The 11,645-nt window shown below is 58.9% G+C and carries 10 protein-coding genes; 7 read left to right on the top strand and 3 right to left on the bottom strand.

Annotated elements, in window-relative coordinates; translation table 11 throughout:
• The first annotated feature begins 724 nt into the window (after positions 1–724).
• From AC33YF_RS10685 to AC33YF_RS10675, 3 genes are all read left to right on the top strand, one after another.
• Entirely contained in the window at positions 725–2,056 is a 1,332-nt protein-coding gene (locus AC33YF_RS10685) for an OprO/OprP family phosphate-selective porin (RefSeq protein ID WP_491777194.1), read from the top strand.
• 222 nt (positions 2,057–2,278) lie between these two features.
• Positions 2,279–3,280, top strand: coding sequence for a pentapeptide repeat-containing protein (locus AC33YF_RS10680; protein WP_491777193.1), 1,002 nt, complete (start codon positions 2,279–2,281; stop codon positions 3,278–3,280).
• A 346-nt stretch (positions 3,281–3,626) separates the two neighbouring features.
• Entirely contained in the window at positions 3,627–4,004 is a 378-nt protein-coding gene (locus AC33YF_RS10675; protein WP_491777192.1) for a c-type cytochrome, read from the top strand.
• Between the two features lie 31 nt (positions 4,005–4,035).
• Here the strand turns inward: AC33YF_RS10675 and AC33YF_RS10670 are convergent, their stop codons facing one another.
• Together AC33YF_RS10670 and AC33YF_RS10665 are read right to left on the bottom strand one after the other, a co-directional pair.
• Positions 4,036–4,536: a GNAT family N-acetyltransferase gene (locus AC33YF_RS10670; protein ID WP_491777191.1), complete on the bottom strand. Its 501-nt coding sequence runs from the start codon at positions 4,534–4,536 to the stop codon at positions 4,036–4,038.
• A 56-nt stretch (positions 4,537–4,592) separates the two neighbouring features.
• Entirely contained in the window at positions 4,593–4,781 is a 189-nt protein-coding gene (locus AC33YF_RS10665; protein ID WP_491777190.1) for a hypothetical protein, read from the bottom strand.
• A 172-nt stretch (positions 4,782–4,953) separates the two neighbouring features.
• On the opposite strand from AC33YF_RS10665, the gene AC33YF_RS10660 reads away from it, so the two are divergent.
• Positions 4,954–5,493: a tetratricopeptide repeat protein gene (locus AC33YF_RS10660; protein ID WP_491777189.1), complete on the top strand. Its 540-nt coding sequence runs from the start codon at positions 4,954–4,956 to the stop codon at positions 5,491–5,493.
• Positions 5,494–5,696: 203 nt separating this feature from the next.
• Here AC33YF_RS10660 and AC33YF_RS10655 read toward each other — a convergent pair whose 3' ends face one another.
• Complete coding sequence (locus tag AC33YF_RS10655; protein ID WP_491777188.1) at positions 5,697–6,656, bottom strand: LysR family transcriptional regulator; 960 nt, start codon at positions 6,654–6,656, stop codon at positions 5,697–5,699.
• A gap of 97 nt (positions 6,657–6,753) precedes the next feature.
• On the opposite strand from AC33YF_RS10655, the gene AC33YF_RS10650 reads away from it, so the two are divergent.
• The 3 genes from AC33YF_RS10650 (at position 6,754) to AC33YF_RS10640 (ending at position 11,460) form a co-directional block, all read left to right on the top strand.
• Positions 6,754–8,319: a proton-conducting transporter transmembrane domain-containing protein gene (locus tag AC33YF_RS10650; RefSeq protein ID WP_491777187.1), complete on the top strand. Its 1,566-nt coding sequence runs from the start codon at positions 6,754–6,756 to the stop codon at positions 8,317–8,319.
• A 22-nt stretch (positions 8,320–8,341) separates the two neighbouring features.
• Complete coding sequence (locus tag AC33YF_RS10645; RefSeq protein ID WP_491777186.1) at positions 8,342–10,720, top strand: YbcC family protein; 2,379 nt, start codon at positions 8,342–8,344, stop codon at positions 10,718–10,720.
• A gap of 278 nt (positions 10,721–10,998) precedes the next feature.
• Complete coding sequence (locus tag AC33YF_RS10640; protein WP_491777185.1) at positions 10,999–11,460, top strand: nuclear transport factor 2 family protein; 462 nt, start codon at positions 10,999–11,001, stop codon at positions 11,458–11,460.
• The last annotated feature ends 185 nt before the right edge of the window (positions 11,461–11,645 follow it).

The raw sequence follows: 11,645 nt of genomic DNA, 5'->3' as shown, positions 1-11,645 counted from the left end.
CTCACCTGATTGAGCTCTCAAAGGAAGATTGTACCCTTTGCGGTGCAATCTTCCTGCTAGGGCAAAATTCTCGCCCATTTGATAGCCGACGATCCCAAGGCGCTCAGCACATCGCATCCGCTGAGCTACGGACGGCCACAACAGCCTCAATACACCGCAGCCCCGCAGCAGCAACTACCAAGCATCAGAGTAAACCTCCCTTCAGGGTGACTGCATCACTCACGAAGGCCATTTGGTGCGTAAGTCGTGCGGGCCGACTGTGCCGTTGGTGCCAAGCCGCGCCATGCGCCTCCACCGTTCTTCAAGCGACCCCTGTGGACTTCCGCTTAAAGCCCAAAGAGGCGCCGCTCAGCTAGCGCTCGTAGCTGCCCTTCTGCTGTGTCTGATCTGCAACAGGCATTCTCGAAATCCGCTCTGTGTCCGTAGTGTCATACACCCGTCATGCCACTGGAAATACAAAAGTAGCCATGGTTCGCAGGGAGCGAGCCCGTTCAGTCGCCGGGTCCAAGTGGCAACAAAGACTCACTCAACCTGGTGATCGAAGCAGACGTACAACTCAGCTAGATCAGCGAGGAGAGGGGTTATGATCGGGGGACTTAGGAAGGTTAGGATTTGCTTACTCGCAAGTACTGCGGCTGTTGGGACCGTTGCCTTTTGTAGCGCATCCGCAAATGCGCAAACGACTGCAGAGCTCCAAGCCCAATTGCAGGCGATGCAGCGACAGATGAATCAGCTTCAGAGAGAGATTGACAAAGCGAACGCTAGGGCGGCCTCCGCAAACGCAAAGGCGAACTCAGCGAATGCCACGGCCGCGTCGGCGAAGGCGTCCGCAGATGCCGGCGGAAGCGATCTCGATATGAAAGTTAAGTGGAAGGGCGCGCCGCAAATATCTAGCGGCGACGGGAAGTTCAAATTCAAGGTTCGGGGCCGTATCAATCTAGACTACGGCGCAATCGATCAAGATAGAGCCATCACCGGTGAAGACGATATCAATGCTGTTGAGCTCCGTCGGGGCCGTATCGGCGTTGAAGGTCACCTCTTCTATGACTGGAAGTATAAATTCGAGGTCGACTTTGCCGGCGACGAGGCAGCGATTAAGGATGCCTACCTTGCCTACGCTAATTGGGGGCCATGGAAGAAGTCTGAAATCATCCTCGGTAACCACTTTGCCGCTAACTCTCTCGAGGAGATGACGAGCTCGAGATTCATCACGTTCCTAGAGCGTGCGGCGTTTATCGAAGCGTTCGTGCTCGATCGTCGTCTTGGCGCTGGCCTTTGGATTGGCGACGAACACTGGTCGTTCCAGACGGGCTACTACGGCGCAACGGCCTCTGACCAGGAAGGCTTTTTTGACGACGCAACGGCCGGTACAGTTCGCGGTACTGTCGCTCCTATCAATACCGACTCGACGGTTGTCCATCTTGGAGCCAGTTATCGGCATCGCAATGCCGGCACGTCTCGGGACTCGGGGGCTGCGGATCTTATCCGGTATCGTGCCCGAGGCGCGGATCTACACCTAGCCGATCGCTTCGTCGCCACACCGAGGTTTGGCGAAAACGACGACATGTTCAATCTCGAGGGGGCGATCGTCTATAACCGCTTCTCGGTGCAGGGTGAGTACGCGCAGCTCGAGTCAAATCTGCCGAGCACCATCGCCAATGTAAGCCCCACTTATGATGGCTGGTACGTCAGCGGTAGCATCTTCCTCACGGACGATATGCGGAACTATAAGGCTGAAACTGGCGGCTTCGGTCGGCAGAAGGTGAACAACCCATTCGACCCCAGGAACGGTGGTTGGGGCGCTTGGGAAATTGCCGGGCGCTACGACGTCATCAACTTGGCTGATGGCGCTGCTCAGGTGAATAGATCCACGGCACGAAATGCCGTGACATGCGATGAGTGTGGCGACCAGGACACATGGCTCATTGGCCTGAACTGGTGGATCAATGACTACACTGCACTGAAACTCAACTACAATCAGTCCGAAATCTCCGGCGGTGACAATAACGGAGCCACTATTAAGGGCTTTGGCATGCGCGCCCAAATCGACTGGTAGGTCCAAAAATCCAGAGACCGAATTATCCCCTTTCGCCAAACTACCGCCGCCCATGTCCCGGGCGGCGGTCTTTTCTTTGTGAGGGATAAGGAGCGTCCGGTCCGCGCGATTGTTTGGTGGCGCTTTGTTTTGCCATGAGCGGCTGCTGCGCATTTTTTAGTCGCACCGCACAAAATATCGCGTTGAGCGGATTGCCGTTTCCGTAGTACTCAGCATAGTGAAATGACAATTCCAGAGCACATCGAGATTCTGCGACGAGGGCCGCGCGTTTGGAACGCGTGGCGGGATGAGAACCCGTCAATTGTTCCCGATCTCGCAGGTGTTGCGCTAAGCATCGGAGATCGTCAGTTGGGGCCAATCAACGGGGGGCCTATCAATCTTTCCAGAGCGTTGCTGGCGGAGGCGACACTCTATTTTGCCACGTTGACGGGCGCAGATATGCGAGGTTCAGACCTCAAGAATGCCGATCTTCGCGGGGCACGCCTTGAGAGCGTTGACCTGACTGGTGCGGATCTCGCTGGCGCGCAGCTAGACGGTGCGAGCCTCTCGGGCGCTGTTTTGAAAGCGGCCAATCTGAGCGACGCAAGCCTCGCCGACGTTATTGATTTGACGGCGGATCAAATTGGTGAGGCCCAGGGCAATCTTGTGACGGTGCTCCCGCCCGATTTGGAGCGCCCGGCTGTATGGACTGTCGGCCAAGAGGTTCTGCACATCGAGACCGCACCCGTCATAGCCCCGGAGCCCGACGTTGATGTCGCCAGAGAGGAAGACGCTGGGGAAGATAACGCCGTCGCCTCCGTGATTGAAGATGATCGGATACCGTTCAGCACCGGAGCCGAGATTGATGTTGCGTCCGACCAAATGGCTGGACCACAGACGGTCTCTCAAGACGAGGACGAGTGGGTTCGTCACGTGACGGACCAGGAATGGGCGGATCCGGCTTTCGCCAATGGACCGGATGCGCCGGCGCCTGAGCCCATAGAACAAACACACACCGAGACTTCGGCACCCGTTCTGCCGAATGTCGAGCCGGATCTGTCACAATCTGCGTCGCAAGAGGGTGAGCCGAAGCTGACAATTGCCCAAGAGTCGCGGCGACTAAACGGTGATGAGACTCGAGACAGCAATGACCGGGATGAGTCTGAGAACAAGCACGTCTCGTGGCTCGTCGGCGGTCCTAGGCGCACCGGTCGGCCAGCGCGCCATTGGCGCGATCGCGCCTAGACGTCGGGGCGACTGCCGAGAGTACACAGTTCGAATTTTGCTGCCCATCCCCTGAAGCATGCTTTCGTCGCCAGCAATATTCCCGCGGCCTGCGCCGGTCCAGTCTGTGCTGTCGGTTTGTCATCCTCTCATACGACGACTAGCGTTGAACTGCGGGCGCACTAGAAGAGGCTTAAGCCGTTGTTGCCACCATCTGGCGCGTTCCAGAATGCAGTTCATCGAGTGTCGGTCAATGTGGCCTAGTTGTCGAACGTCGGTTGCTTTAGCCATTGCGCTGACCATCAGTGGACTGCTCGCCGGTGTGTTGAGCTCTCCGGTGGCGCGAGCGCAAACGTTGGACGATCGCATGTCCAAAGCGAACCCCGCTAAGGGGGAGCAGGTGTTTGTTCGTTGCGGCGGGTGTCACACTTTGGAGGAGGGGGGACGGGCGAAGGTCGGCCCCAATCTGTGGGGCGTCATCAACCGCCCTGTCGCTAGTGTTGATGGTTTCCGCTATAGCGAGGCGCTGCAGGAGTTCGGCGGCAAGTGGGAACTCGATCGCCTTGATGAGTACTTATCGGATCCCGCCGGGACGGTCCCGGGTACCCGCATGAACGTCTCGGGCGTAACGGATAATACGGAGCGTGCCGACTTGATTGCCTACCTCAACCAGAACAGTGCGAACCCGCTGCCGATCGGCTTAGATCCCGAGTTGGAGGAAGCAGAGGCTGCTGCAGAGAATTGAGGACCCAGCTCGCCCGAAGCTGCCCGAGTGGCTACTCGGCCAAATCGAAGGCGCGGGCGTACACGATTTCGCCAGATGGCACGGCGCTATGGAAAACGATCCGTTGGATGAACCGCGTGGGCAGGTCCTTATAGTGGAGGCGCTCGTCGCAAACGAAGCCGAGTCGGCCATAAAAGTTCGGATCGCCAAGCACCACACATCCGGCAGCGCCGCTCAGACGCAGTTTGGTTAGCCCCTGGCGCGCGAGCGTTGTGCCGATCCCCTGACGCTGGAGTTGCGGCTGGACGGCGAGGGGGCCAAGTCCAAACCAGGGACCCTCAGCGTCATCGATGAGCACCGGTGAAAAGGCCACATGAGCGACCACGTCGCCGCCACTCTCTGCAACGAGGGACAATGTCAGATCGCCATCTGCCCGCAAGGCACGCACAATTGCCGCTTCGGCATGGTCGGTGTGCGACCGGCGCGCGAAGGCGCTGTCCAATAGACGGTCAATTGCGCGCTCATCTGAGCAGGCTTCGGCGCGAATTTGCATTGGGGGTGGCAGTATAGGCAGTGCGGCTGAGCGAACGTGCAGTTCGCGCTCTGTGTTCAAAGTTTCTTCTGTTCTTCGTCTTCCTCGGTAATCCGCCGGATCCGCTCCGCTTCAACCAAGCGATCGAGATCCTCATCAGCGTCTTTGGACGATTCGTTCAAAGCGGCGGCGCGCTTGCGCCGCGCGCTCTCACGGGCAAGGAACGCCTCCAGCTTTAAGTCGCTCCTTTTCTTATCTTTTTCCATAAGTGTCCCTCGAGCTGTCCGCCTCGTGACAACCAGCACCGCCTATAGTCGTTCATGAAGATGACAGTTGCATGCAAGTGGTCCCGCCCGCCGAGAGCCAAGTCGGGTGGGAGCTTGATCCAAGCCAAAGGTTTGTGCGTATTCTTTAGTCACGTCAATACTGGAGCGGGCTATGTTGAAATCAATTTTCGTTACTGCCGCTATTCTTGGCAGTTCACTTGCGGCGATGCAGACCAGCGCATTCGCTCAGTCGCTCGAGCGAGCGATGGCGAACTACTACCGGGGTGACTATGCGGACGCAATGAAGGCACTGACCCCATTCGCCACGGACGGTGATCGATCCGCACAATTCTACATTGGGTATATGCACGAACGCGGGAAAGGTGTTCCGCAGGACTACAGCGAGGCGGCAAAATGGTATGGTCAGTCTGCTGAGCTTGGTTACCCGTTCGCGCAGAATAATCTAGGCGTTCTTTACAAGCACGGCCGCGGCGTGCCGAAGGATCGGGTCGCCGCCTACAAGTGGTTCGGGCTTGCGGCGGACGGGTATCAAGCCGCGGAGCTTGGCAATCGAGACCTTGCTCTCGAGAACCAAGAAAACATCGCAGCTCAGATGTCCGTCGAAGAGCTCGAAGAGGCCAAGAAGCAAATCGAAGAGTATCGCGCCAACGAACCCGGCATCCCAGAGTATCGTCCGCCCAACATTCGCTGAGGACCCGGGCGACGTCATCGAACTGTTCCGTGAGAGGGCAGGCGTTTTTGGTAAGAGAAAAGCCACGGCGCGGGGGCATCGGGGCTTAGTCGCTTAACTTGCTAAGGTCACTACGTGGGGGGCCGAGGGGATCCTTAACAAGCTGCGAACTAACGCAAACCGGAGAGCTTTGGATCACTCATCCGGATGAAAATCGAAACGCCCTAGTCGTCCTGCGCCTGGCCCTGAGCCTGAGGGGCGTTTGGCGCGCCATCCGCTGATATCGGCGGAAACGGCCAAGCGTAATCCTCTCGGGATACAAGCACTTCGGCGAGCAGATTATTCGGGAATCGCCGCTGTACGGTCACGGCACAAAAGACTTCGGTAAGTTCATTCAGCCGCGCAAGCTCCACGAGACTACCGGATGCCAACTCGTCCTGCACAACAATGGGCGGAATGATCGCTATCCCAGCATCGGCACGGGCTAGCAGCCGCATCATGGCCATGTCATCAGCTTCCGCCGCGATACGCGGCACGATCCCGAGGCGTTCGACCATCGCGTCAAATCCCGCGCGTATAGACGACTCGGGCGTCGGTAGGATCAGTTGCTGTGTCGACAGGAGATCTTGGATCTGAGCGTTCTCGGTGGCGGCACGCGCAGGCGTCCCCACGAGGCTAACCGGTTGTTCGGCAAGGCGCTGGATGAGATAGGGGCTCGACGCATCGCGGGCAGGAACAAGATTCGTCAGCACGACATCCAGCGAAAGCGCGTCAAGACCATGCAGAAGGCTTTCCTGCGTTCCTGATCGAAGCACAATCTCGACGTCATCTCTGCCAACGATTGGTCTTAGAAAACCGATCTGAAAGTTGCGAGAGAGGGTCGCAAGCGCACCGATCCTTAAGCCCTTTCGTTTCCCACCAACAGACCGGAGGGTGGCTGTTAGATCGTCCGCGGCTTGGAAGATCTCGTCCGCATGATCGAGGGCTATTCGCCCTGCCTCAGACAGAACCAGGTTTCTGCCGCTTCGCTCGAATAGATCGTGGCCCAGCGACGCCTCGAGTGCCTTTATCTGTGTGGAGACGGCCGACTGCGAGATGTTCAACGCGCGCGCTGCGCCCGTGAGCGTGCCTTCTCGCGCCACAGCACGGAAAAGACGCAAATGGTGGAGGTTCAGCGCGGACATTATTCTGTTTTATAGAACATTTTCCGCCAAAATATGAATTTTTATTTATAGCAGGCAGCCCCTAAGTGACGACGAAACAGTCAAACGGAGAACAATCATGCTGTCCGCTGTCTCGACGTCATTCATCGCGCCGCTGGTACTGCTCATTGTTGCGGCTCTCGCACTCTGGCAGCCGGGCAGGCGCCCAACCGCCTTGCCGCGATGGTCCGAGTATGCGGCGCTCGCGGGGCTTGCCCTGGCTGCCGGCGGACTTCTGCAGCTCCTCGTATTCGGGCCTTCCAAGCTCCTCGTTCTCGAAGGACCGATGCTTTTGGCCCTCCGCGCCGACGTCATCAGCGTGACAATGGTGCTCCTAGTTTCGTTCATCGGCTGGATCGTTTTGCGCTACAGTCGAACCTATCTGGACGGCGAAGAGCGCGAGGGTGCATTTCACGGTCTGATGCTCGCTACGCTCGCTGCCGTCCTCGTTTTCGTACAATCGGGGAGCCTCGCTGTTCTCGTCCTCTCGGCTGTGGCCGTAGGGCTGGGTTTGAGGCAGCTCCTCCTCTTCTACCCGGCGAGACAAGAGGCTCGGCGCGCGGCGACTAAATTCACGCTCGTCTGGCACGCAGGCGACGCCGCACTGATTGCTGCTGCCGCTATCCTGTTTGTGTCTTTCGGGACAGCAGATTTAGCCGAGATCGTTCCGGCAGCAGAGGCCTCTGGCTTGACGCTTTGGATGAGTATAGCCGTGGCGCTTGTCGTTATCGCCGCAGTGCTCAAGACGGCGGCGTTCCCGGTGCACGGATGGCTCACTGAGGTGATGGAAGCGCCAACGCCAGTCTCGGCGCTCCTCCATGCCGGCATTATTAACTCGGGCGGCATACTGCTGATCACCGTCGCTGGCTTGGTTCAGCTAAGTCCTGGCGCCATGGCGGCGCTTGTGATCCTCGGAGGATTTACCGCACTGTTCGGCGCCGCGGTGATGCTGACGCAAAGCGCCGTCAAAACCTCATTGGCTTGGTCGACCGTGTCGCAAATGGGCTTCATGCTCTTGCAATGTGGACTGGGGCTTTGGGCACTGGCGGTTCTCCACATCGTGGCCCACTCGCTCTACAAAGCTCACGCCTTCCTGTCCTCGGGTGGGGCGGTGGAGACAGTTGCGAGCCTCCGGCGCCCGGGCCCGATCGCGGTCCCTGACGTCGCCGCTGTGCTCAAGTCTTTTGGAATCGCCATCGTCCTCTACACCCTCATCGCAGTGCTGTTCACAGCGATCCTGGGGCCGAAGTCACCCCAAGCGTTGGCCCTCGGAGCAATCCTGATTTTTGGTGTGGCCTATCTGCTGGCGCAGGGGATGGCTGACAAAGCGCCGGCGGAACTCACGACGCGCACGGCGCTTGCCTCAATCGCAGCCGCGTTCGCGTATTTCACATTCCAGCTCGTGGCACAGACAGTATGGGGGCCCGCATTGCCGGTCGCTCCAGTTCCGGGGCCCTTGGAATGGGTACTGCTTAGCCTTGCCGTGTTGTCGTTCGGCCTCGTGGCCTTTGCGCAGGCGCTATTCCCGCTGTGGGCGCAGCATCCTTCGACCGCGGGTCTTCGGGTGCACCTCGCCAATGGCTTCTATCTCAATGCCTTGTTGGATCGCTGGATAGGCGGGTTCCGCACGGTCAAAGTCAATTGAATGAAGGGAGACTGACATGTTCATGAAGCATTCCCAGATCGTGCCGACCCTGATGTCCGAGATGCTGATTGCGGCGGAGGCGGCGGCGCGGGCTATCCCTCCGGCTTTTCCGCTAGACGCAACCGTTGCCGTGAACCCTTTTTTCGGACAGACAGGCGAGGACCTTTCCACGGCCTCCGCGAGGCTTGCACGTGTTGCCGGTGTTAGGCTGACTCGGTCCGGCGCAGACTACGCTGCCGCGATCTCCGAGGGCCGCATCAACGACGATGACTTGTCCGAGGCACTCTCGGCATCGGATTCTCCGTTGAAGCCTGCAGATGTGGCGGCGCTCAAGGCTGCAGCGTCGGCATCGAAAGCTGGTGCCAAAGCTGACATGCTTCCCACGGTAGCGGACCTCGCAGCCGAAGCCACAGGGACCGACTGGACCTCGTTGATCGAAAAGACCATTGGGCTCTGGGCCGCTGGTCACTTCGATCGCGGGCAGGCGCTTTGGTCTCCGAATTCCGGCTCAGGTGCTTTTGCTGCATGGCGAGCCTGGGCGACGAACGACCTTACGCCGGAAATTGCTGGCCTCCAGAGCTTCAGCGAACACGTGGCAAATGCGCCGGACACTGCCGAAAGGGCAATACTGCGCGCCGTGGACGCGCTTGGCATCAGCAAAGAAGCATCGGAGACAGCGTTCCACCGCCTGTTCATTGATCTTGGCGGTTGGTCGCAACATGCCCGCTGGCTTCTTTGGCAGGCAGAGCTTGCCGGTGAAACCGATCGGACGCTTCCCGACCTTTTGGCTATCCGACTGATTTGGGAGGAGGCGCTTCTCGCTCATGTACCTGAAATTGCCGAGAAATGGTCCAAGACTGTTGCCGCTCATGCAGAGCCGGTTGCACCGACGCAGGACCAAGTGGCTTTCGCGATACTTCAGGACGCAGCCGACCGCGCGCATCAGAGAGATCTCGCGGTAGCCCTGGACGGAGCGGCCTCCTCAGAGGACCGGCCGTTTCTTCAAGCGGCGTTTTGCATTGACGTGCGGTCGGAGGTCTTTCGACGTGCGCTGGAAAGCGTTGACCCGGCAATCGAGACGATTGGCTTCGCCGGCTTCTTTGGTCTGCCCATAGCCCACACGGCCCAAGGCTCGGACGTGGTCGAGGCGCACTTGCCCGTCCTGCTCAAGCCCCAGTTGGAAACAACGTGTCACGGCGACGCTGCGACCGAGCGAGATTTGCGGATTACTGCGCGCGCAAGCCGGGCGTGGGGGCGTTTCCGCCAAGCAGCCGTGTCATCCTTCGCATTTGTCGAAGCGGCCGGTCCGCTCTACGCTGCAAAACTCTTGCGTGACGCCTTCGGCTGGCAAGGTAAGTCATCGGATGCCGATCCTTCGCCGCATGTCGCGGGCGGGCTATCGCCTAAAGACAAGGTCGACGCAGCCGCTGCCGTCTTGAGGGCAATGAGCCTAACCGAATGCCACGGTAAGATCGTTCTGCTGCTCGGTCATGGCGCGCACGTTACAAACAACCCTCACAAGAGCGCTTATCACTGTGGTGCCTGCGGAGGGCATACGGGAGAGGTGTCCGCGCGTCTTCTTGCGACCCTTCTGAACGATCCGGAAACTCGCTCAGGTCTTGCTCAACACCAGATCATTATTCCTGAAGATACGTTGTTCGTCGCCGGTCTTCACGACACGACAACCGATGAGATCACACTCTATGACCACGGTTTGCCTACACGTCGGTTGAAAGATCTCACTCAGGTGCGTGGTTGGCTGGAACAGGCGGGGCGCATCGCACGATCGGAGCGCGCGTCAAAGCTACCGGGCGCATCAGAAGAGACCATTGCGGCGCGGGCATTCAACTGGGCAGAGGTGCGGCCTGAGTGGGGGCTTGCCGGATGCGCGGCATTCGTCGCAGCGCCCCGCAACGCGACGGCAGGCAAAGATCTCGACGGTCGCGCATTCCTGCATAGCTACGATTGGCAGGCTGATGAGGAATTTGGCACGCTTGAGCTCATCATCACCGCGCCCGTCGTTGTCGCTAGCTGGATCAGCCTGCAATACTATGGATCATCGGTTGCTCCCGATGTGTTCGGTGGCGGCAACAAGCTGATACACAACGTTGTGGGTGGCGTTGGTGTGATCGAGGGCAACAGTGGTCGGCTCCGCCCGGGACTCCCTTGGCAAGCCGTTCACGACGGCGAGACCTTGGCGCACGAGCCGCTCCGCCTTTCAGTGATGATCGAGGCGCCGCGTGAAGCGATCCTCGATGTTCTTAAACGGCACCCCGACGTCCGAGCGCTTTTCGACAATGGGTGGCTTCACCTCTTCGCGCTAAAGGATGGTCGCGTGGACGCTCGTTACCAGCCAGGCCTGTCGTGGGTCGAGGAAGCGGCGATGGACCTAGCAGCTTAATCCAGCGCATATCTGATACGGGCTACGAGCAGACGACCTGACCTCGTCATGTAACTGGCGTCAGGTCGTCTGGCTATTTTCGCCAATAGTCAATCGCGAAAAGTGGATCATCAACGCTCGCGAACCTATGTTTCAGGGGTCGAACGAACTGGAGCGTTTCATGAATCTGACCACGCGCTACCTCGGTCTCGAACTCAATCACCCCATCGTCGCGTCGCCGTCGCCACTTACAGGCGATATCGACAGGATCAACCTGCTCATGCGCGGAGACAACGCTTATGCGACCCCCAGTGCCACCCTTTACGGAAGAGACCGCTCTACAAAAGGTCCGAGCAGCCGAAGATGGATGGAATAGCCGCGATCCAGCCAGCGTTTCGCTTGCCTACACGGAAGACAGCGTGTGGCGGAACCGAGACCAATTCGTCACGGGCCGGAACGAGATTGTCGCGTTTCTAAGGGCAAAATGGTCTCGAGAGTTGGAGTACAGACTCATAAAGGAGTTGTTCGCCTTCCGGGGGGACCGGATCGCCGTTCGGTACGCTTATGAATGTCACGATCACAATGGCCAGTGGTTCCGCTCCTACGGCAACGAGAATTGGGTTTTCGCCACGGACGGGTTGATGGCGCGGCGCTATGCGAGCATCAACGACCTTCCGATTACGCAGGAACAGCGCCTGTTTCATTGGCCGCTCGGACGGCGTCCCGACGATCACCCGGGCCTTTCTGAACTTGGCCTTTAACGCAAGTTCTCCCAGTCAGCCAGGACGGAATAGAAGGCATCGCGCAGGCGCTCACGCGGCAGCCAGGGCCTCGCTGTCGCGCCAGCTAGGTTTGCCAACTCCTGATTTCATACAAAGCGTTGGCCTCACATTCTCGAGCCTAGGACAACGAGTATGTTGGCGGAGGGGGTGGGATTCGAACCCAC

The sequence above is a fragment of the Methyloceanibacter sp. genome (assembly GCF_058506495.1).
Note: the sequence above shows the minus strand (reverse complement) of the source record. Positions and strands in the feature narration are given on the sequence as shown.